18 protein-coding genes are annotated in these 22,510 nt (G+C 61.4%); 6 read left to right on the forward strand and 12 right to left on the reverse strand.

Translation table 11 applies throughout. The annotated features are described in order from the left end of the window. Positions 1–43: 43 nt before the first annotated feature. From tldD to mreB, 8 genes are all read right to left on the reverse strand, one after another. Entirely contained in the window at positions 44–1,486 is a 1,443-nt protein-coding gene (tldD, locus tag BLU24_RS24305) for a metalloprotease TldD (RefSeq protein WP_093104683.1), read from the reverse strand. A gap of 4 nt (positions 1,487–1,490) precedes the next feature. Next, entirely contained in the window at positions 1,491–2,351 is an 861-nt protein-coding gene (locus tag BLU24_RS24310) for a carbon-nitrogen hydrolase family protein (RefSeq protein WP_093104684.1), read from the reverse strand. A 58-nt stretch (positions 2,352–2,409) separates the two neighbouring features. Beyond that, positions 2,410–6,213, reverse strand: a complete 3,804-nt coding sequence (locus BLU24_RS24315; RefSeq protein WP_093104685.1) for a YhdP family protein — start codon at positions 6,211–6,213, stop codon at positions 2,410–2,412. Positions 6,214–6,288: 75 nt separating this feature from the next. Then, positions 6,289–7,746 carry a ribonuclease G gene (gene rng / locus BLU24_RS24320; protein WP_090281768.1) on the reverse strand — a complete coding sequence of 486 codons (1,458 nt, stop codon included), beginning with the start codon at positions 7,744–7,746 and terminating at the stop codon, positions 6,289–6,291. Positions 7,747–7,804: 58 nt separating this feature from the next. Next, complete coding sequence (locus BLU24_RS24325; RefSeq protein WP_090281767.1) at positions 7,805–8,401, reverse strand: Maf family protein; 597 nt, start codon at positions 8,399–8,401, stop codon at positions 7,805–7,807. A 37-nt stretch (positions 8,402–8,438) separates the two neighbouring features. Then, positions 8,439–8,930, reverse strand: a complete 492-nt coding sequence (gene mreD, locus BLU24_RS24330; RefSeq protein WP_090281766.1) for a rod shape-determining protein MreD — start codon at positions 8,928–8,930, stop codon at positions 8,439–8,441. After that, the gene (mreC, locus tag BLU24_RS24335; protein WP_418951618.1) at positions 8,930–9,982 is read right to left on the reverse strand and encodes a rod shape-determining protein MreC; all 1,053 of its coding nucleotides are present in this window, start codon (positions 9,980–9,982) and stop codon (positions 8,930–8,932) included. Before mreC ends, mreD begins: the two co-directional genes overlap by 1 nt. A 189-nt stretch (positions 9,983–10,171) precedes the next feature. Next, positions 10,172–11,209 (reverse strand): rod shape-determining protein MreB, encoded by a 1,038-nt coding sequence (gene mreB / locus BLU24_RS24340; protein WP_002555108.1) that lies wholly within the window; start codon positions 11,207–11,209, stop codon positions 10,172–10,174. 211 nt (positions 11,210–11,420) lie between these two features. Here mreB and gatC point away from each other — a divergent pair, with 211 nt between their 5' ends. The 6 genes from gatC to BLU24_RS24370 all read left to right on the forward strand — a co-directional run bounded on the left by gatC (position 11,421) and on the right by BLU24_RS24370 (position 16,638). Continuing rightward, the gene (gene gatC / locus BLU24_RS24345) at positions 11,421–11,708 is read left to right on the forward strand and encodes an Asp-tRNA(Asn)/Glu-tRNA(Gln) amidotransferase subunit GatC (RefSeq protein ID WP_007976465.1); all 288 of its coding nucleotides are present in this window, start codon (positions 11,421–11,423) and stop codon (positions 11,706–11,708) included. 16 nt (positions 11,709–11,724) lie between these two features. After that, on the forward strand, positions 11,725–13,176 hold the full coding sequence (gatA, locus tag BLU24_RS24350; RefSeq protein WP_090281764.1) for an Asp-tRNA(Asn)/Glu-tRNA(Gln) amidotransferase subunit GatA: 1,452 nt from the start codon (positions 11,725–11,727) through the stop codon (positions 13,174–13,176). Between the two features lie 10 nt (positions 13,177–13,186). After that, positions 13,187–14,632 carry an Asp-tRNA(Asn)/Glu-tRNA(Gln) amidotransferase subunit GatB gene (gene gatB, locus BLU24_RS24355; RefSeq protein WP_093104688.1) on the forward strand — a complete coding sequence of 482 codons (1,446 nt, stop codon included), beginning with the start codon at positions 13,187–13,189 and terminating at the stop codon, positions 14,630–14,632. A 149-nt stretch (positions 14,633–14,781) separates the two neighbouring features. Further along, positions 14,782–15,153 (forward strand): septal ring lytic transglycosylase RlpA family protein, encoded by a 372-nt coding sequence (locus BLU24_RS24360; protein WP_090281762.1) that lies wholly within the window; start codon positions 14,782–14,784, stop codon positions 15,151–15,153. 46 nt (positions 15,154–15,199) lie between these two features. Beyond that, positions 15,200–16,261, forward strand: a complete 1,062-nt coding sequence (locus BLU24_RS24365; RefSeq protein ID WP_090281761.1) for a calcium/sodium antiporter — start codon at positions 15,200–15,202, stop codon at positions 16,259–16,261. Further along, positions 16,258–16,638 (forward strand): carboxymuconolactone decarboxylase family protein, encoded by a 381-nt coding sequence (locus BLU24_RS24370; RefSeq protein WP_090281760.1) that lies wholly within the window; start codon positions 16,258–16,260, stop codon positions 16,636–16,638. Before BLU24_RS24365 ends, BLU24_RS24370 begins: the two co-directional genes overlap by 4 nt. Before the next feature lie 116 nt (positions 16,639–16,754). On the opposite strand, the gene BLU24_RS24375 is transcribed toward BLU24_RS24370, so the two are convergent. From BLU24_RS24375 to BLU24_RS24390, 4 genes are all read right to left on the reverse strand, one after another. Further along, positions 16,755–17,696 carry an AEC family transporter gene (locus BLU24_RS24375; protein WP_093104689.1) on the reverse strand — a complete coding sequence of 314 codons (942 nt, stop codon included), beginning with the start codon at positions 17,694–17,696 and terminating at the stop codon, positions 16,755–16,757. A 265-nt stretch (positions 17,697–17,961) separates the two neighbouring features. Then, on the reverse strand, positions 17,962–19,515 hold the full coding sequence (gene garD / locus BLU24_RS24380) for a galactarate dehydratase (protein WP_090281758.1): 1,554 nt from the start codon (positions 19,513–19,515) through the stop codon (positions 17,962–17,964). 11 nt (positions 19,516–19,526) lie between these two features. Next, positions 19,527–20,888, reverse strand: a complete 1,362-nt coding sequence (locus tag BLU24_RS24385) for an MFS transporter (RefSeq protein WP_090281757.1) — start codon at positions 20,886–20,888, stop codon at positions 19,527–19,529. Positions 20,889–21,035: 147 nt separating this feature from the next. After that, positions 21,036–22,481: an aldehyde dehydrogenase family protein gene (locus tag BLU24_RS24390; protein ID WP_090281756.1), complete on the reverse strand. Its 1,446-nt coding sequence runs from the start codon at positions 22,479–22,481 to the stop codon at positions 21,036–21,038. Positions 22,482–22,510 lie beyond the last annotated feature (29 nt).

The raw sequence follows: 22,510 nt of genomic DNA on the forward strand, positions 1-22,510 counted from the left end.
ACCGGGTGGCCGCCCTGCGCGCCACCCGAGGCTCCATCACTTCTTATGCGCCCGTGCCACCCACGGTGATCGCATCGATTTTCAGCGTCGGCTGGCCTACACCCACCGGCACCGATTGCCCATCCTTGCCGCACGTGCCGACACCGCTGTCCAGCGCCAGATCATTACCGACCATCGACACCCGGCTCATCGCCTCGGGACCGTTGCCGATCAACGTCGCGCCTTTGACTGGCGCAGTGATCTTGCCGTCCTCGATCAGGTACGCCTCGCTGGTGGAGAACACGAACTTGCCGCTGGTGATGTCAACCTGACCGCCGCCGAGATTGGCGCAATAGATGCCTTTTTTCACCGAGGCAATGATTTCCGCCGGATCGCTTTCGCCGCCGAGCATGTAAGTGTTGGTCATGCGTGGCATCGGCAGATGCGCGTAGGACTCGCGACGACCGTTACCGGTGCGGGCCACGCCCATCAGACGCGCGTTGAGCTTGTCCTGCATGTAACCCTTGAGCACGCCGTTCTCGATCAGCGTGGTGCACTCGGTCGGTGTGCCTTCGTCGTCGACACTCAGCGATCCGCGGCGGCCGCTCAAAGTACCGTCGTCGACGATGGTGCACAGCTTCGACGCAACCATTTCGCCCATGCGCCCGCTGTAGGCCGAACTGCCCTTGCGGTTGAAATCGCCTTCCAGGCCGTGACCGACCGCCTCGTGCAGCAGCACGCCGGACCAGCCTGAACCCAGCACCACCGGCAGGGTGCCGGCCGGTGCCGGAATCGCTTCCAGATTGACCAGCGCCTGACGCAGCGCCTCACGGGCGTAGCCCATGGCGCGGTCTTCGGCGAGGAAATAGCGGTAGTCGGTACGCCCGCCACCGCCATGCCCGCCGCGCTCGCGACGGCCATTCTGCTCAACGATGACGCTGACGTTGAAGCGCACCAGCGGCCGCACATCAGCGGCCAGGCCACCATCAGTGGACGCCACCAGAATCCGCTCCCAGACCCCGGCCATGCTCACGCTGACCTGCTGGATACGCGGATCGAGCGCGCGCGTAGCCACGTCGATACGCTTGAGCAGCTCGACCTTCTCGGCGCGGCTGAGCACTTCCAGCGGATTGTCCGGAGCGTACAGTTGCGCGACATCCTGAGTGCTGAACGCCTGCACCGTGCCATTCTGCCCGGCACGGGAGATCGAGCGCGCCGCACGAGCAGCTGCGCCGAGGGCTTCGAGGGTGATCGCGTTGCTGTAGGCGAAACCGGTTTTCTCACCGGACTGCGCACGTACGCCGACCCCCTGGTCGAGGTTGAAGCTGCCTTCCTTGACGATGCCGTCTTCCAGCGCCCAGGACTCGGAAATCTGGCCCTGGAAATACAGATCGGCGGCATCGATGCCGGGGCCGGCCAGATCGCCAAGCACGCCTTGCAGGCTCTCGATCGTCACGCCGCCGGGCGCCAACAGGTGATCACTGACTGAGGACAACAACTCGCTCATGGGTTTACGCCTTAAATTCGTGTTCTGAAGCAGGCCGCTGAGCGCCCTGCGAGAAAAACCGCCGATGATTCGTCACCGGCATGCGCGCCCGGATGGACGCTTGTTCATTAATGTCGCGTTCGGCCAACAACACCGCTTCGCCTTGATCCTGGCTGGCCAGCACACGTCCCCATGGGTCAACGATCGCTGCATGGCCGAAGGTTTCTCGCGGCCCCGGGTGAGTCCCACCCTGCGCCGCAGCCAACAGATAACACTGCGTCTCGATGGCCCGCGCGCGAATCAACACTTCCCAATGCGCCGCACCGGTCACCGCAGTGAACGCCGACGGTGCGCTGATCAGTTCGGCACCGGCAGCACGCAATTCGCTGTACAGCTCGGGGAAACGCAAGTCGTAACATACCGTCAGACCAAGCCGTCCTACCGGCGTGTCGGCCACCACTATATTGCCGCCATAAGCATAGTCATCGGATTCGCGGTAACGTCCGCGATTGTCGGCGACATCCACATCAAACAGGTGCAGCTTGTCGTAGCGGGCAACGATTTCGCCCTGATCATTGATCAGCAGCGAGCAGGCATGCGCCCTGGCCGTCGGCTGATTCGCCGGCGGCAACGGCAACGTGCCGGCCACTATCCATAAGGTGAGGTCGCGGGCGGTCTGTTTCAACCATGGCAGGATCGGCCCTTCGCCCAGCGCTTCGGCGCGACCGATATCAGCGACATCGCGACGGCCCATCGCCGCGAAGTTCTCCGGCAGCACCGCCAGCTTCGCGCCGCCGGCCGCGGCCTGTTCGAGCAGGCGCCGGGCCTGAGCCAGATTGGCCAGCACGTCACTCTGGCTGACCATTTGAATCACCGCTAAAGACATGGCGAACTCCCAACGAGGTATTTGGCCATGCTACTCCATCGCTTCAAGGCCGGGCCGTTCAAAAAGGCTTGTCGAAAGTGATTTTCGGCTCTTTCCATGGGCCTTTGACCGTGTATTTGACACTGGCGAAGCGCGCTACACGGTCGCCGATCAGTTTGTCGATCAGGAACAAAGCACCGCCGACTGCCGGTGCGCCGACGATCAACGCGGCAATTGGCAGGTTGTTGGTCACCGGCAAGGTCACCAGCAATTTCGCATCGACCTTGTCGTCAACCAGATCGAGGGTACCGTCCAGTTCGAGGTTGCTCGACGGGCCGGTCAGGCGAATCGGCTCACGCGTCACATATACGCCATTGTTTGCCACCAGCAGGCCTTTGACCCGGTCATAACTCAAGCCTTTGCCGAACAGGTCGGAAAAGTCCAGGCGCAGACGGCGGCCGATCGAATTGAAGTTGAGCAGACCGAACACCCGCAGGGCCTGTGCGCCGCCTTCGACTTCGACAAACTGGCCCTTGTTCAGCGAGGCATCCAGCGTCCCGGAGAAACGCTTGGTCGCCAGCCAGGCCGGCGAACCCGGCCAGCGGCCGTCGACGTCCATGTGGAACTCTTCGCTGGTCACGCTCGGCGCAAAACCCCAGCCCTTGAGCACGTCGGCTAGATTCTTGCCGCCGATACGCCCCTTGTACCAACTGCTGGTCGAACCCGGCGCGCCTTCCCAGCCACCGTTGCCTTGCAACAGAATGCCCTTGAGGCCCATGTCGAGATTGTTCAGGGCGATGCCCTTGGCGGTCGGGCGAATTTTCAGCGACCAGCCACCGACCAGATCGGGCCCAAGGAACAACTGGTTGAGGGTGATATCCAGCGCCGGAATTTTCGTCGGATCGACCGAAGCCAGTGGATCAGGCGCATTTTCGTCAGCCTGTACTGCCGGGTCCGGCGCCGGCAGTTTCACGTATTGCAGATTGACCGCGATCGGCACGCCTTTGGCGTCCGGCAGGCTCGCCGTGCCTTTGGCCTGCTGACTGTCGAGGGCCAGATTCCATGCCGCAGACTTGCGATTGAGCTGAACCGATGCCTGATCCAGAGTTGTGCCCATTGCCGTGAGCTTGCCGACCTTGAAGTCAGCGCTGTTGAGCAATTGCTTGGCGCTGCCGCCCGGATCCTGCCCGGCGTACCGGTTGACCAGATCCTGCCAGGGCGCGACGTCCAGTTCCGACAGCACGCCACGAACGCGCAAGCCTTTGGCGCCCGGCAGCACGGCTTCGCCGGCACCGAGGAACAACTCGCCACGGCCCTCGGCAAAATTGCTCGGCGGCGCTGCAAAGGTGAAGTTGGCCAGTTGATCGTAATTGACCCAATAACGACGCTCCTGCCCCTGCAAGGTCATGCGAAATACAGTGTCGCGCCCGACATCCGCCGCCATGCCGAACGGCGCCGGCAGATCCACCGCCACGCCTTTGAGATTCGAGCTGACCATCAACTGACTGTCGACGCCGTCCAGATTCAACTGCAACTGATAGGGAATCGTCCCGGACACTGGCAACGGCTGGGTCACGCCCAGCCAGTCAGTGAGTTTCCTGACTTCGACCTGCCCCGTCGCAGCGACCCGGGTCTTGAGCTTGCCGGGGCTGCCATCGGCGAATATCTGCGCGGTGACGGGTTTGTCGAACGCCCGCGCAGCGATGTTCTGCCCGCTCAGGCCTTTGGCGCTGTCGAAGCGGAAATCGCCTTTGAGTTGCGTCAGCTCCAGTTTCGGCTCGGCCAGTTTCAGGCGGGCGTTGGCGCTCTTGAAGTCGACAAGGATCTTCGGTTGCTCGCCCTTGGCCAGCGGCACGTCGAGTTTGAGCTTGCCGGTAAGGTTACCCGCGCCTTCCCAACCGGCAAACGTGTCGGCCGTGCCGATCGGCGCTTCCTGCAGGATTTTCAGCCCGTCGCCCAGACCACCGGCAAATGCGCCATCGAGCAACAGGTGGGTGTTTTGCCCCGCCGGCACATGGGGAATATTGACGAAGACATCGCTGACCTGAGTGTCCAGCAACTGGCCTTTGTCGGCCCAGATCCGCACGCCGCTGTCCTCGATGAACACATCGCCACTGACCTTGCTCACATGTGGCCAGCCCGGCTGAAAGGCCAGTTCGGCATCGTGCACCTTGAAAAACAGACTGATGCTGCGATCGGCTTCCCCGGCATTCTTGCTCAGCGAGCCCTGATACTGGAAAAAGCCCTGATCGACCGCGCCTTTGAGAATCGCCGTGCGCAACCATTCGTCGAGCGCCGGGCTGAGCACTGCCGGCAGATATTTAGCGGTGTAACGACCGTCGCCCTCGACTAGGCCGACACGCAGGTCCATGTAGTCTTCCTGGCTGTGGTCGAAGTGCAGGCGAATCAGGAAGTCACCGGCGATCTTGCCCTCCTCGCCCAGCACCTTCAGGTACGGCGCAATCAGGGTGAAACCGTCCTTGTCGAGTTTCCAGGTCAACCGCGCGTTGGCTTGCAGGTATTGCCAGGGCTTGGTGAAGATCGGGTCCAGATGCAGGACAAAGTCCTTGCTGTCCAGACGCAACTCGCCGCCGTCGAGATTGCCGCTCAGGCTGCCGCTGACATTTCGCGCCGCCGGTGCGCCGTGATAGGCATCGAAACCGACGTTATCCAGATTGGCAGCAAAGCCGAATTTGGTGCCGTCGGTGGCGTTCGGGCGGAAGTCCAGCAGAACATTGCGCAAGCCGCCAGTCACCTTGAGCCGCTCGACGACCGTGGCGAAACCCTGCGGCAACGGCCCCAGCGCGTTCAGCAACGGGGTGAGCGGCGTCAGGTCGAGGCGATCGGCCTGCAAATGCCAGAGCTCTTCGACCTTGTCGGTCGCGCGGGTCTGCTGCACCTGCACGCGCGATTCCCAACGGGTTTCGCCGAAGCTCATCGCCAGCGAATCGAGGATCACGCTCGCGCCCTCGGCGCTGTTGCGGTAGTAGGCGTTGAGCGCCAGATTGTTGATCTGGATCGGCTTGCGCTCAGCGTAGGCGCCGGTGATTTGCGGGGCATTCAGGCGCAACGCCGCGCTTTGCAGGGTGCCCTCGGCCCAGTTCACCCAGAGCTCGCCTCCGGCCTTGATCTCGGAAAAATTCCATTGTTGGGTCAGGCGCTCGGGCAGCCACTTCGACCAGTCGCTCTGCGGCAGACTGGCGTAACCGTCGACCGTGCTGTTCTGCCATTGATCGGGCCGCAGCCGCGTACGCAGGTTCAGCGCCACAGGCTGGCCGTCCGGCAAGGTCAGGCGCGCATCGAGACGCTGGCGACTGGCGCCGGTCTTCAGATTGAACCCGACATAGGTCAGGGTCATCGGCGGGTGATCGAGCGGTTGCAGGGTGACTTGACTGTCGAGGATCGACAGCTGCTGAATCATCTGCGAACGCTGGAACAGTTGCGCGGCATCGAACGGCTGATCGTTGTGCACCGGCAGGCCTTCCAGCGCCCACTGGCCGTCTTCGCCTTCCTTGAGGCTGATCTTCAGGCCATTGAATTCAAGATGCGCGATGCGTACTTCGCGGGCGAGCAGACTGGCCCACAGATCCGGCACCGCGCGGACCCGGTCCAGACGCAGCGCATTGGCGCCGCTGCCGACCATCACGTCATGCGCCAGCAGGATCGGCGCAAAACCGCTCCAGTTGCCCTCCAGCTCACCGATCTGCAACGGCATGCCGAGGGCAGCGCTGGCCTTGTCTTCGATATCGGTACGGTATTCGGCCACAAGGGGGGTCAGTTCGCGGCCGAGACTGACATACAACGCCATCAACACCAGAACCAACGCGCACAGGCCCAGCCCCCAACGGGTGAGTGCGGCCAGAATGCGTGTCGGACGCTCCATGTCAGGTGGCTCCCATGGCAAAAATACTGCGAAAAGCTGAGGCCAGCCGCGTTGGATTAAGGGTGATGCAGGGGTTCAGAGCAGCACCACGTCATATTGTTCCTGGGAATACATGGTTTCCACCTGGAAGCGTATGGTGCGGCCAATGAACCCTTCAAGCTCGGCGACGTTACCGGATTCTTCGTCGAGCAGGCGATCAACCACTTTCTGGTTGGCCAGCACCCGATAGCCCTCGGCCTGATAGGCACGCGCTTCGCGCAGGATCTCGCGGAAGATCTCGTAACAGATGGTTTCCGCGGTTTTCAGTTTGCCCCGGCCCTGACAACTGCTGCACGGCTCGCAGAGCACTTGCTCGAGGCTTTCGCGGGTGCGCTTGCGAGTCATCTGCACAAGGCCCAGCTCGGTGATGCCGATGATGTTGGTCTTGGCGTGGTCGCGCTCCAGCTGCTTTTCCAGCGTACGCAATACCTGACGCTGGTGCTCTTCATCTTCCATGTCGATGAAATCGATGATGATGATCCCGCCCAGATTGCGCAGGCGCAGTTGCCGGGCAATCGCGGTCGCCGCTTCGAGGTTGGTCTTGAAAATGGTTTCTTCGAGATTACGATGGCCGACGAACGCCCCGGTATTGACGTCGATGGTGGTCATGGCTTCCGCCGGATCGACCACCAGATAGCCGCCGGATTTCAGCGGCACCTTGCGCTCGAGGGCTTTCTGGATTTCGTCTTCAACGCCGTACAGATCGAAAATCGGCCGCTCGCCCGGATAGTGCTCCAGGCGATCGGCGATTTCCGGCATGAGTTCAGCGACGAACTGTGTGGTTTTCTGGAAGGTTTCCCGGGAATCGATGCGGATCTTTTCTATCTTCGGATTGACCAGATCGCGCAGGGTCCGTAACGCGAGGCCGAGGTCTTCGTAGATCACGCTCGGCGCGGAGATGGTTTTGATCTGTTCGTTGATCTGGTCCCACAGGCGTCGCAGGTAGCGGATGTCCATAAGGATTTCATCAGCGCCGGCACCTTCGGCCGCGGTACGCAGAATGAAGCCGCCTGCTTCCTTGATGCCTTCTTTGGCCACACAGTCGCTGACCACCTGCTTGAGGCGTTCGCGCTCGGCTTCGTCTTCGATTTTCAGCGAGATGCCCACATGGGCCGTGCGTGGCATGTACACCAGATAGCGCGACGGGATCGACAGTTGCGTGGTCAGGCGCGCACCTTTGGAACCGATCGGGTCTTTGGTCACCTGCACCACCAGGCTCTGGCCTTCGTGCACTAGCGAACTGATGCTCTCGACCGCCGGGCCTTCGCGCAGGGAAATTTCCGCAGCGTGAATGAATGCCGCACGGTCCAGTCCGATATCGACGAATGCGGCCTGCATGCCCGGCAATACGCGCACGATCTTGCCTTTATAGATGTTGCCGACGATCCCGCGTTTTTGCGTGCGCTCAACGTGGACTTCTTGCAGCACACCGTTTTCGACCACCGCCACGCGCGACTCCATCGGCGTGATGTTGATCAGAATCTCTTCACTCATGGCAGGATCTCGTTCAGGCATGTTCACGATAATGGCCGCATCTGGATGGGTACGACGCTTATGACGCGCTCAGGTTTTGCCAACAGGGTATGCCGAAATGGCCCAACACCTCGCAGGTTTCGCAAACGGGCAGACCGACCACAGCCGAGTAGCTGCCATTGAGGCCGGCGACGAACACCCCGCCGAGGCCTTGAATGCCATAACCGCCGGCCTTGTCTCGCGGTTCGCCGCTGGCCCAGTAGGCGGCGGCTTCCTCGCGGCTGATCGGGCGAAAGCGCACCAGACTGCGCACCACCCGCGACTCGCAGCGTTCGCCTTCGAGCACGGCGATGGCGGTCAGCACTTCATGCTCTCTGCCGGACAACATCATCAGCATGGCGCATGCGTCGGCTTCGTCCACCGGTTTGCCAAGAATTTTGCCGTCGAGCACCACAGCGGTGTCGGCACCCAACACACAAAAGCTCTGAGCGGACACGACGCTGCGGCGCCCGGCTTCAGCCTTGCCGCGCGCGAGGCGTTCGACATAGGCCGAGGGCGATTCTTCGGCTAAAGGGGTTTCGTCGATGTCCGCGCTGATGGCGGTGAACGCCACGCCGATCTGCGTGAGCAATTCACGCCGGCGCGGCGATCCGGAGGCGAGGTAAAGCGGCTTCATCAAAACATCTCCCTGTTCAGTGCCCTGCTTCACCGGCTCAATAAATTCTGTAGCGTCGGCACAATCCGCGTAAGGCGAAACTGACCCACGGCCAGAGCAAGGCACTGACCAACGCCGGCAAGACCAGGGCGAGGGTTGGCTGGCGGTTGCCGGTCAGGGCGCTGAGCCACAATTGGGCCAATTGCGCGAGACCGAAAATCACCAGGATCACCAGGCACTGCTGCCACATCGGAAACATGCGCAGACGCTGCTGCAACGACAGCACCAGGAAAGTAATGAGTGTGAGGATCAACGCGTTCTGCCCGAGCAGATCGCCTTGCAGCACGTCTTCGGCCAGGCCCAGACAGAACGCCGTGACCATGCCGACCGTGTGCGGCATGTACAACGCCCAGAACGTCACCAGCAAGGCCAGCCAGAGCGGGCGCAGGATTTCCATGAAAATCGGCAACGGCGACACACTGAGCAGGATGCCGATGACGAACGTCAGCCAGATCATCCAGCCATTCCCCGAAGCTTTGGCCCCGACCATTATTCTCGTCCCCCGGTGGTAGCTGGCGGTTTCGCCGGTGGCTTTGTCGCGGCCGGTGGTTTGGCGGCGGCGGGCGGTTTGCTCGCCGCAGGCTTGGCAGGTGTGGCGGCAGGCGCGGCTGCGGGCGCCGCCGCTTCGCTGGCTGGCGCAGCAGCCGGGGCCGCCGGTGTGGCCATGATCAAGGGCTTGGGTATGTTGACCGGCAACATCGGACCGCCACCGTGGGCATCGAGCTGTTCCTGAGCCTGGGCGGCTTCGTTGGCGCGCTCTTCGGCGGTGCGGCTGTCGCTGAACACCAGCAGCAGGTAGCGGCTGCGATTCAACGCGGCGGTCGGCACGGCACGGACAATCGCGAACGGTTGGCCGGAATCGTGGATGACTTCCTTCACCGTGGCCACTGGGTAACCGGCCGGGAATCGCTGACCGAGGCCAGAGCTGACCAGCAAATCGCCTTCCTTGATATCCGCAGTGTCGGCGACATGGCGCAACTCCAGACGTTCCGGGTTGCCGGTGCCGCTGGCAATCGCTCGCAGACCGTTGCGGTTGACCTGTACGGGAATACTGTGGGTGGTGTCGGTCAACAGCAATACACGCGAGGTGTAGGGCATCAACTCAACCACCTGGCCCATCAGCCCGCGCGCATCGAGCACCGGCTGACCGAGGACCACGCCATCGCGCTCACCTTTATTGATGATGATGCGATGGGTGAAGGGGTTGGGGTCCATGCCGATCAGCTCGGCCACTTCGACCTTTTCATTGACCAGCGCAGAGGAATTGAGCAACTCGCGCAGCCGAACGTTCTGCTCGGTCAGGGCGGCAAGCTTTTGCATGCGCCCCTGCAGCAGCAGGTTTTCGGTCTTGAGTTTTTCGTTTTCGGCGACGAGCTCGGTGCGGCTGCCGAACTGACTGGCGACCCCTTCCCACAATCTGCCGGGCAGATCGGTGATCCAGTAGGCATCCATGAGCACCAGCGACGCTTGTTTACGCGCGGGCTTGAGCAGGTCGAAACGTGCATCGACCACCATCAGCGCGACCGACAGCACGGCCAGCACCAACAGGCGCACACCCAACGAAGGGCCTTTGGTGAAAAGCGGTTTAATAAGCCGCTCCTCCCAGGCAAATGTTCTGTTTATTCATACGGCATCAAACCGGCCTGGATGAAGACTGACAGAAGATAAACGCCAACAGGCAGCACTGCAAAGTGCTGCCTGTGCGTTCACCCACGTATTGCGATCGGCAACTTACTCGCTCGAAAGCAGATCCATGGTGTGCTTATCCATCATTTCCAGCGCACGGCCACCGCCGCGAGCAACGCAAGTCAGCGGATCTTCGGCAACGATCACCGGCAGACCCGTCTCCTGCGCCAGCAGCTTGTCGAGGTCACGCAGCAGCGCGCCACCACCGGTCAGCACCAGGCCACGCTCGGCGATGTCGGACGCGAGTTCCGGCGGCGACTGCTCCAGCGCGCTTTTCACGGCCTGAACGATGGTTGCCAGCGACTCTTGCAGAGCTTCCAGCACTTCATTGGAGTTCAGGGTGAATGCGCGAGGAACGCCTTCGGCCAGGTTGCGACCGCGAACGTCGACTTCGCGAACTTCGCCGCCCGGGTAGGCCGTGCCGATTTCCTGCTTGATGCGCTCAGCGGTGGATTCACCGATCAGGCTGCCGTAGTTGCGACGCACGTAGGTGATGATCGCTTCGTCGAAACGGTCGCCGCCCACACGTACGGATTCGGCATAAACCACGCCGTTCAGGGAGATCAATGCGATTTCAGTGGTACCGCCACCGATATCGACCACCATCGAACCGCGTGCTTCTTCCACCGGCAGGCCGGCACCGATGGCAGCGGCCATCGGCTCTTCGATCAGGAATACTTCCCGGGCACCGGCACCGAGGGCCGATTCACGGATGGCGCGACGCTCAACCTGAGTGGATTTGCATGGAACGCAGATCAGCACACGAGGGCTGGGCTGCAGAAAACTGTTTTCGTGAACCTTGTTGATAAAGTATTGCAGCATCTTTTCGCAGACGCTGAAGTCGGCGATCACGCCGTCCTTCATCGGACGAATGGCAGCAATGTTGCCCGGCGTACGGCCGAGCATGCGCTTGGCTTCGGTGCCGACAGCGACGACACTTTTCTGGTTACCGTGTGTCCGAATGGCCACAACCGATGGCTCATTCAGGACGATACCGCGCTCGCGCACGTAAATAAGGGTGTTGGCAGTGCCCAGGTCAATGGAAAGATCGCTGGAAAACATGCCACGCAGTTTCTTGAACATGGGAAAGGGACCCTAGGCAACGCGTGGGTAAAAAAGTGCGGCAAACTCTAACAACGACAGGGATTTTGGGCAAGGCGCCAATATGTTAAATTGGCCGCTTTTCTGTGCACCAAGCCCCACAATCGCGGCCTTATGACCGTAGAAGTGCGGTAGTGTTCCGACAATCTAACACACGGACGCCGTCCGTTCTGTTTTCCACAGGAGAATCCCGATGGCGCTAGAACGCTCCGACGTGGAAAAAATCGCTCATCTGGCCTGCCTTGGCCTCAATGATGCCGATCTTCCACACATTACTTCCGCCCTCAACAGCATTCTCGGTCTGGTCGACGAAATGCAGGCTGTTAATACCGACGGAATCGAGCCTCTGGCCCACCCGCTGGAAGCCAGTCAGCGCCTGCGCGCCGACGTTGTGACCGAGACCAATAACCGCGAGGCCTACCAGTCCATCGCACCAGCGGTCGAAAACGGCCTGTATCTGGTTCCGAAAGTCATCGACTAAAGGGAAAGAGCCTGCAATGCATCAAATGACTCTGGCCGAGATCGCCCGCGGTCTCGCCGATAAAAAGTTTTCCTCCGAAGAGCTGACCAAGGTCCTGCTGGCGCGTATCACCCAGCTCGATCCACAGCTCAACAGTTTCATCAGCCTCACCGAAGAGCTGGCCCTGGAGCAGGCGAAAGCTGCCGACGCGCGCCGCGCCAACGGTGAGAGCGGCGCCCTGCTCGGCGCGCCGATCGCCCACAAAGACCTGTTCTGCACCCAGGGCATTCGCACCAGCTGCGGCTCGAAGATGCTCGACAACTTCAAGGCGCCGTACGACGCCACCGTGGTGGCGAAGCTGGCTGCTGCCGGCGCTGTCACCCTGGGCAAGACCAACATGGACGAATTCGCCATGGGTTCGGCCAACGAGTCGAGCTGGTATGGCGCAGTGAAAAACCCGTGGAATCTGGAACACGTACCGGGCGGTTCGTCCGGTGGTTCGGCCGCCGCTGTCGCTGCTCGCCTGTTGCCTGCCGCGACGGCTACCGATACTGGCGGCTCGATCCGTCAGCCGGCGGCATTCACCAACCTGACCGGCCTGAAACCGACCTACGGTCGCGTTTCGCGCTGGGGCATGATCGCCTACGCGTCCAGCCTCGATCAGGGCGGCCCGTTGGCGCGCACCGCCGAGGACTGCGCGATCCTGCTGCAAGGCATGGCCGGTTTCGATCAAAACGACTCGACCAGCATCGATGAGCCGGTGCCGGATTACTCCGCCAGCCTCGGCGATTCGCTGCAAGGCCTGCGCATCGGCGTGCCGAAGGAATACTTCAGCGCCGGTCTCGACCCGCGCATCGCCGAACTGATCCAGAACAGCATCCAGCAGTTGCAGAAGCTCGGTGCGGTGATCAAGGAAATCAGCCTGCCGAACATGCAGCACGCGATTCCGGCTTACTACGTGATCGCGCCGGCGGAGGCCTCTTCGAACCTGTCGCGTTTCGACGGCGTGCGTTTCGGCCATCGCTGCGAGAACCCGGAAAACCTGATCGACCTGTACAAGCGCTCCCGTGGCGAAGGCTTCGGGCCTGAAGTGCAGCGCCGGATCATGGTCGGTGCCTACGCGCTGTCGGCCGGTTACTACGACGCCTACTACCTGAAAGCGCAGAAGATCCGTCGTCTGGTGAAGAACGATTTCATGACGGCCTTCAACGAAGTCGACATCATCCTCGGCCCGACCACGCCGAACCCGGCCTGGAAGCTCGGCGCGAAGAACAGCGACCCGGTCGCGGCCTATCTGGAAGACGTCTACACCATCACCGCCAACCTCGCCGGCCTGCCGGGCCTGTCGATGCCGGCCGGTTTTGTCGACGGTCTGCCGGTGGGCGTGCAACTGCTTGCGCCGTATTTCCAGGAAGGTCGCCTGCTTAATGTGGCGCACCAGTACCAGCTCAACACCGACTGGCACACCCGCACCCCAACCGGCTTCTGAGGAGACACACATGCAATGGGAAGTCGTGATCGGGCTGGAGATTCACACTCAGCTCACCACCCGGTCGAAAATCTTTTCCGGTAGTTCCACCACATTCGGCTCCGAGCCGAATACCCAGGCCAGCCTCGTAGACCTGGGCATGCCCGGCGTGCTGCCGGTGCTCAACCAGGAAGCGGTGCGCATGGCAGTGATATTCGGTCTGGCGATTGACGCCGAGATCGGTCAGCACAACGTCTTCGCGCGCAAGAACTACTTCTACCCGGACCTGCCGAAGGGCTACCAGATCAGCCAGATGGAATTGCCGATCGTCGGTAAAGGCCACCTGGACATCGCACTGGAAGACGGCACGGTCAAACGCGTCGGCATCACCCGCGCGCACCTGGAAGAAGACGCCGGCAAGAGCCTGCACGAAGAATTCAACGGCGCCACCGGCATCGACCTGAACCGTGCCGGCACGCCGCTGCTGGAAATCGTTTCCGAGCCGGACATGCGCAGCGCCAAGGAAGCCGTGGCTTACGTCAAGGCGATCCATGCGCTGGTGCGTTACCTGGGCATCTGCGACGGCAACATGGCCGAAGGCTCGCTGCGTTGCGACTGCAACGTGTCGGTCCGTCCGAAAGGCCAGGTCGAGTTCGGTACGCGCTGCGAGATCAAGAACGTCAACTCGTTCCGCTTCATCGAGAAGGCGATCAACTCCGAGATCCAGCGTCAGATCGAGCTGATCGAAGACGGCGGCAAAGTGATCCAGCAGACCCGCCTGTACGATCCAAACAAGGACGAGACCCGTCCGATGCGTTCGAAAGAGGAAGCCAACGACTACCGTTACTTCCCCGATCCAGACCTGCTGCCCGTGGTCATCGAAGAGTCGTTCCTCGGCGAGGTGCGCGCCACCCTGCCGGAATTGCCACCGCAGAAACGCGAGCGCTTCCAGAGCCAGTTCGGTCTGTCGGCCTACGACGCCAACGTGCTGGCCACCAGCCGTGAGCAAGCGGATTACTTCGAGAAAGTCGCCGCTATCGGCGGCGACGCGAAACTGGCGGCGAACTGGGTGATGGTCGAGTTGGGCAGCCTGCTCAACAAGCAAGGCGTGGACATCGACGAATCGCCGGTTTCCGCCGAACAATTGGGCGGCATGCTGCAGCGCATCAAGGACAACACCATCTCCGGCAAGATCGCCAAAGTGGTGTTCGAAGCAATGGCCAACGGCGAAGGCAGCGCGGACGAGATCATCGAAAAGCGTGGCCTGAAGCAAGTCACCGACACCGGCGCGATTTCGGCGGTGCTCGATGAAATGCTCGCGGCCAACGCCGAGCAGGTCGAACAGTACCGTGCAGCGGATGAAGCCAAACGCGGCAAGATGTTCGGCTTCTTCGTCGGCCAGGCCATGAAAGCCTCCAAAGGCAAGGCCAACCCGCAGCAAGTGAACGAACTGCTGAAAAGCAAGCTCGAAGGCTGACCACAAATGGAGCCAGATCCAAAGCCTGGCTCCATCCCCTGTAGGAGTGAGCCTGCTCGCGATCGCGAAATGTCAGACACTGAAAAGTTGACTGTCGGACCGCTATCGCGAGCAGGCTCACTCCTGCATTTGATTCGGGATACCTTTGAATGAAGCGTCTGTTCCTGAGCAGCGCCCTGCTCTCCTTGTTGGCCGGTTGCGCCAGCACCGACACCATCGACCCGCACGGTTACGACCAAAGCGGCGTCGCCTCCTATTACGGAGCCAGACACCACGGTAAACGCACCGCCAGCGGCGAAGCGTTCAACCAGCATTCCCTGACTGCCGCCCACCGCCAATTGCCCTTCGGCACGCGGGTGAAAGTCACCAATTTGAAAAACGATGAATCGGTGGTGGTCCGCATCAATGACCGCGGCCCGCACACCCGTGGCCGGCTGATCGATCTGTCGCGCGAGGCCGCCGAAGAAATCGGTATGCTGCGCAGCGGCACCGCGCGGGTTCGCGTACAGGCCCTCGATTAATGGAGCGCCGACCATTTTCGGATTAGCCGACCTACCCCTGATCAGCCTGATCGAACTGCTCGCCGGCCTGTGCCTGCTGATCTTCGGTGCCGAACTGATGGTGCGCGCGGCGGTGCGTCTGGCGGCACGTCTGCATGTACGCCCGCTGATCATCGGCCTGACCATCGTCGCCCTCGGCAGCAGCGCACCGCAAATGGCCGTCAGCCTGCAGGCAGCGCTGGCGCACAACCCGGACATCGCCGTCGGCAGCGTGGTCGGCAGCAGCATCTTCAATATCCTCGTCACGCTCGGACTGTCGGCGCTGATCATTCCGCTGCGCGTTTCGCGGCAACTGGTGCGACTTGATATTCCGCTGATGATCGGCGCCAGCCTGCTGGTGTTTCTGTTGGCCTGGAACAAAGAGATCGGCCGCTTCGACGGCATCTTGTTGCTTGCCGCTTTGGCGCTCTACCTCGGTCTGCTGTTGCGTCAGTCACGTCACTCGACACGGCCGCATTCCGAGCAACCTGACGTCGCCCAGGCGTCGTGGTTCGGCAGTTTGCTGATGATCAGCGTCGGGCTGGCGATGCTGGTGTTTGCCGGGCATCTGTTGCTGGGCGCCGCGGTTGTGGTCGCCACCGATCTGGGTTTCTCCGAACGGGTGATCGGCCTGACTGTGGTCGCGGTCGGTACTTCGTTGCCGGAACTGGCCACCTCATTGATCGCCGCATTGCGCGGGCAACGCGACATCGCCGTCGGCAACGTGATTGGCGCCAACCTGTTCAACCTGCTCGGGGTGCTGGGCCTCACCGCGCTGATCGCACCGACACCACTGTCGGTTTCGCCGAACGCGCTGGATTTCGACCTGCCGGTGATGCTCGGGGTTGCGGCGCTGTGCCTGCCGGTGTTCTATTCCGGCTACCGCGTAACCCGCGCCGAAGGTTTGCTGTTACTCGGTTTGTACCTGGTCTACGGGCTGCATGTGGTGTCGTTCACCACCGGCATGCCGTTGGCCGGCCGGCTCGAGCGACTGATGCTGTTTTACGTCTTGCCGCCGCTGTTGATGTTTCTGTTGTTCACGTCGATACGCGCCTGGCGCCGCCAACATCACAAGAAGGATATGCCATGACCGAATCGAAGCAGTCCGGAGTTGAAATCCGCCGTCAGGTAATGGGCGACGCGTTCGTTGATCGCGCACTGGGCAACGCCACCGAGTTCACCCAGCCGTTGCAGGATTTCGTCAATGAACATGCCTGGGGCGGGGTGTGGAATCGCGAAGGCCTGCCGCTGAAAACCCGCAGCCTGATCACCCTCGCCGCGCTGACCGCACTCAAGTGTCCGCAAGAGCTGAAGGGCCATGTGCGCGGCGCGCTGAACAATGGCTGCACGGTGGAGGAGATTCGTGAAGCGCTGCTGCATTGTGCGGTGTACGCCGGAGTGCCGGCGGCGATCGACGCGTTTCGCGCGGCGCAGGAAGTGATTGATACCTACCAGAAGCCGGAATGATTCGGCGCGGCTGAAATAGCTATCGCGAGCAGGCTCACTCCTACAGAGGAACGCATTCCAAATGTAGGAGTGAGCCTGCTCGCGATGGGGTCATCAGCAGCACCGCACAATCCAGGTCAGATCCACCCACCCCACTGCAACACAAATATCCCGACATTGGTGGTAATCGCCGCCATCAACGTGGTCAGCACAATAATCGCCGCCGCCAGTTCATGATTGCCTTGCGCCGCCCGCGCCATGACGAAACTCGCCGCTGCCGTCGGGCTGCCGAAGTAGAGAAACAGAATCCCCAGCTCCGCCCCGCGAAAGCCCCATAGCCACGCGCCCAGCGTCGCCAGTATGGGCAAGCCGACCATTTTCACCAGACTGGAACTGAGCGCCATCTTGCCGCTCTTGCGCAACGCCGCCAGCGACAGCGTGCCACCGATGCAGATCAGCGCCAGCGGTAATGTGGTCTGCGCCAGATACTGACCCGACGTCTCCAGCCAGCCCGGCAAACCGATCTTGAAATAGGCAAACGGCGCCGCGGCAATCACGCTGATGATCAGCGGGTTGCTGAACACGCTTTTGCAGATGCTCCACGGGTCAGACTTGATCACCGGACTGTAGACCGCCAGGACGATGGTCGACAGGGTGTTGTAAAACAGAATCACCAGCGCCGCGAGAATCGCCCCGAGGGAAATCCCGTAATCGCCGTACATGCTCGCTGCGAGTGCCAGCCCGATCACGCCGTTGTTGCCGCGAAACGCGCCTTGGGTGTAGATGCCGCGATCTTCCCGCGGACAACGGAAAATCGCCCAGCCCCAGGCCACGGCGAAGCTCACCAGGGTGGCGAGGGAGAAGTAGATCAGCAGAGACGGTTGCAGGGCGGCGTGCAGGTCCGCATGCAGGATGCCTAGAAACAGCAGCGCCGGCATGGTCACGTTGAACACCAGCGAGGAGGCGGTGTGAATGAAGTTGTCGTTGATCCAGTCGATGCGCTTGAGCAGCACACCGAGAAACAGCATGGCGAATACCGGCGCGGTGATGTTCAGGGTTTCGAGGAAGATTGCCAGCATGCCGGGGTGCCTTGGGTGAGCGTCGATTAGGGGCAATGATAAGCCAAAAGCTATAAAAGCCCCTCACCCTAACCCTCTCCCGGAGGGAGAGGGGACTGACCGAGGTGTCTTGCTGCATTACATCGCTCTGCAAAATCGAGTCGACTATGGATTCAACACAGCTCTTGCAGGTCGGTGTACTTCTAAAATATCCCCGGACCGGCCCCCTCTCCCTTTGGGAGAGGGCTGGGGTGAGGGTAGCTGTTGACCGCCCTCCCCCAAACCGTCAGGTAATCGGCGCCGGGTTGAACAACGTAATATCGTTATGCAGCTTGTGCTTCTCCGCCCAGGTCTGTTGCTTGCCGCTCGCCACATCCAGATAGTAGTGAAACAGCTCCCAACCCAACTCCTCGATGGTCGCGCGTCCGGTAGCAATGCGTCCGGCATCGATGTCGATCAGATCCGGCCAGCGCTGCGCCAGTTCGGTTCGCGTCGAAACCTTGACCACTGGCGCCATCGCCAGCCCGTAAGGCGTGCCACGCCCGGTGGTGAACACATGCAGGTTCATCCCCGCCGCCAGTTGCAAGGTGCCGCAGACAAAATCGCTGGCCGGTGTCGCACAGAAAATCAAACCCTTCTGCTTGAAGCGCTCCCCCGGGCCAAGCACGCCGTTGATCGCGCTGCTGCCGGACTTGACGATCGAACCCAGCGACTTCTCGACAATGTTCGACAAGCCGCCCTTCTTGTTGCCCGGCGTGGTGTTGGCACTGCGATCGGCCTCGCCCTTGGCCAGGTAACGGTCGTACCAGTCCATTTCGCGCACCAGCTCTTCAGCCACGGCTTGCGTTTGTGCGCGAGAGGTCAGCAGGTAGATCGCGTCGCGCACTTCGGTGACTTCGGAAAACATCACCGTCGCCCCGGCACGCAGCAGCAGATCCGAGGCAAAACCCAGCGCCGGGTTAGCGGTGATGCCGGAGAAGGCATCGCTGCCGCCGCACTGCATGCCCAGAATCAGCTCGGACGCCGGCACGGTTTCACGGCGGCGCTGGTCGAGCTTCTTCAAACGGACCTCGGCCAGTTCCATGATCTGCTCGATCATTTCAGTGAAGCCGTGGCTGGAGTCCTGCAAGCGATACAACCACGGGTCGCTGAGATCGACCGACGCATCGTCCTCGTGCATCACCTGTCCGGCCTGCAATTTCTCGCAGCCCAGGCTGATCACCAGTGCCTCGCCGCCCAGGTTCGGGTTGCGCGCCAGATTGCGCACGGTGCGGATCGGAATGTAGGCGTCGGTGGCGGTGATCGCCACGCCGCAGCCGTAGCTGTGGGTCAGTGCCACCACGTCATCGACGTGAGGGTACTTGGGCAGCAGCTCTTCCTTGATCCTTTTCACCGCGTGATCGAGCACGCCGGTGACGCACTGCACGGTCGTAGTGATGCCGAGAATGTTGCGCGTGCCGACGGTGCCGTCGGCGTTGCGATAACCCTCGAAGGTGAAGCCTTCCAGTGGAGCCTGCGCGTCCGGCACGTCGGTGGACAGCGGCAGGCTGTCCAGCGGAGGTGCGGTCGGCATGCGCAGTTGATCTTCCTTGACCCAACTGCCGCGACGGATCGGCTGCAAGGCATAACCGATGATCTGCCCGTAACGAATCACCGCGCCGCCCTCGGGAATGTCTTCCAGGGTGACCTTGTGGCTCTGCGGAACGAAATCCACCGTCACCAGACCATCGGCAAATTCAGTGCCGGCCGGTACGCCCTGGTCGTTGACCACCACTACAACATTGTCCCGCTCGTGCAGGCGGATGTAGCGCGGCGAGTCGGAATGTTCAATCAACTGCATGACGCCGCTCCTCAGGAATGCGCTTGAGACAAATTGCCGGTGGCTTCATTACCGCCCTTGGCAGGCGGCTCTTTGAGGACCACGCGCTTGATCGGGCCGACGATCACCAGATAACTGAACACCGCGACCAGTGCGTTGGCACCCACAAACACCAGCGCCCATTTGAACGAACCGGTAGAGCTGATGATGTAGCCAATCACGATCGGGGTGGTGATCGAAGCGATGTTGCCAAAGGTGTTGAACAGGCCGCCACTCAAACCGGCGATCTGCTTCGGCGAGGTGTCGGACACCACCGCCCAGCCCAGTGCGCCCACGCCTTTGCCGAAGAATGCCAGGGCCATGAAGCCAACGACCATCCATTCCACTTCGACATAGTTGCACGCCACGATGCTGCTCGACACCAGCAGACCGGCAATGATCGGTGCCTTGCGGGCGAAGGTCAGCGAATGGCCTTTGCGCAGCAGGTAATCGGAAATTACCCCGCCGAGCACACCACCGATGAAGCCGCAGATCGCCGGCAACGAAGCGATGAAACCAGCCTTGAGAATGGTCATGCCACGCTCTTGCACCAGATACACCGGGAACCAGGTCAGGAAGAAATACGTGATGCCGTTGATGCAGTACTGGCCCAGATACACGCCGAGCATCATGCGGTTGGTCAGCAACTGACGGATGTAATCCCACTTCGGACCGTCGGCCTTCTTGCCCTTCTGGTCCATGTCGACCATGCCGCCGTTGTCGGCGATGTGCTTGAATTCGGCGTCATTGATGCGTGGATGCTCGCGCGGGCTGTAGATCACTTTCAGCCAGACCAGCGAGAACACGATACCGAGGATCCCCATGACGATGAACACGTGCTCCCAGCCGAAGCTGTAGACGATCCAGCCCATCAGCGGCGCGAACAACACGGTGGCGAAGTACTGCGCCGAGTTGAAGATCGCCGAGGCGGTGCCGCGTTCAGCGGTCGGGAACCACGCGGCAACAATGCGCGCATTGCCAGGGAACGATGGCGCTTCGGCCAGGCCCACAAGGAAACGCAGCATGAACAGCGCAACCACCGCAGTGGACATGCCGAATTCACCGACAAAGCCTTGCAGCACGGTGAACAGCGACCAGGTGAAAATGCTCAGCGCATAGACTTTTTTCGAGCCGAAGCGATCGAGCAGCCAGCCACCGGGGATTTGCCCGGCCACGTAGGCCCAACCGAATGCGGAGAAGATGTAGCCGAGGGTAACGGCGTCGATGCCCAGATCCTTTTGCAGGCTGGAGCCGGCAATGGCGATCGTGGCACGGTCGGCGTAGTTGATCGTGGTCACCAGAAACAGCATGAGCAGGATCAAATAGCGGACGTGAGTCGGCTTGGACGATTGCATGTAGATGTACTCCCACTGATTATTTTTATGCGGGGTGAAGCTTCTTTGGTCTTGCTTTGGTGGGAGCTGGCCTGCCAGCGATGGCACACTGCGGTGTTTCAGTCACACCGCGGTGAGGCTATCGCTTGCAGGCAAACTCCTACAGGGTCAGGAGCCGATGTAACTGGTCTTCACGACCGTGTAGAACTCTTGCGCATAGCGGCCCTGCTCACGCGAGCCGTAGGACGAACCTTTACGGCCACCGAACGGTACGTGGTAATCGACACCGGCGGTCGGCAGGTTGACCATTACCATCCCGGCCTGGGAGTGGCGCTTGAAGTGGTTGGCATACTTCAATGAAGTGGTGGCGATGCCGGCGGACAGACCGAATTCGGTGTCGTTGGCCATCGCCAATGCCGCTTCGTAGTCCGCCACGCGCACGACGTTGGCGACCGGGCCGAAGATCTCTTCACGGCTGATGCGCATCGACGCTTCACTGTCGGCGAACAAAGTCGGCGCGAGGAAGTAGCCTTCGGTGTCGCAGGTCACCACACCACCGCCGCTGACCAGACGCGCACCTTCGGACTGGCCGATGTCGATGTACTTCATGTCCTGTTCGAGCTGCGCCTGGGACACCACCGGACCAATGTCGGTGCCGGCTTTGAGGGCGTGGCCGACCTTGATCGACTTCATGCGTTCGGCCATGGCCTCGACGAATTTGTCGTGGATGCCGGCGGTCACGATCAGACGGCTCGACGCCGTGCAGCGCTGACCGGTGGAGTAGAACGCACTCTGCACCGACAGCTCGACGGCTTGCTTGAGGTCGGCGTCGTCGAGAATGATCTGCGGGTTCTTGCCGCCCATTTCCAGCTGCACCTTGGCCTGGCGCGAAACGCAGTTGACTGCGATCTGCCGGCCAACGCCTACCGAACCGGTGAAGCTGATGCCGTCGACTTTCGGGCTGTTGACCAACGCCTCGCCAACCACGCGACCGCTGCCCATTACCAGGTTGAACGCACCGGCCGGGAAGCCCGCGCGGGAGATGATTTCCGCCAGGGCCCAGGCGCAGCCCGGCACCAGATCGGCAGGCTTGAGCACCACGCAGTTGCCGTAGGCCAGGGCCGGGGCGATTTTCCAGGCAGGAATGGCGATCGGGAAGTTCCACGGGGTGATCAGGCCGACCACGCCCAGCGCTTCGCGAGTGACTTCAACGTTGACGCCCGGGCGTACCGACGGCACGTAGTCGCCGGACAGGCGCAGGCATTCGCCGGCGAAAAACTTGAAGATGTTGCCGGCGCGGGTCACTTCGCCGATGGCTTCCGGCAGGGTCTTGCCTTCTTCGCGAGCCAGCAGCGTGCCAAGTTCTTCGCGACGGGCGAGGATTTCGGTGCCGACCTTGTCCAGCGAATCGTGACGGGCCTGAATGCCCGAAGTGGAATACGCCGGAAATGCCGCGCGGGCGGCGTCGATGGCAGCATTGACCTGATTCAGGTCAGCCTTGGCGTAGTCGCCGATGTTGTCGCTCAATTCGGACGGGTTGATGTTGGCCGAGTAATCGGCACCGGCGACCCACTCGCCGTTGATGTAGTTGTCGTAGCGTTTTGCAGTTGTCACAGGGCAGCCCTCAACTCTAAAAGCCTTTA

This window comes from Pseudomonas sp. Z003-0.4C(8344-21) (assembly GCF_900104975.1).
Classification (GTDB): Bacteria; Pseudomonadota; Gammaproteobacteria; order Pseudomonadales; family Pseudomonadaceae; genus Aquipseudomonas; species Aquipseudomonas granadensis.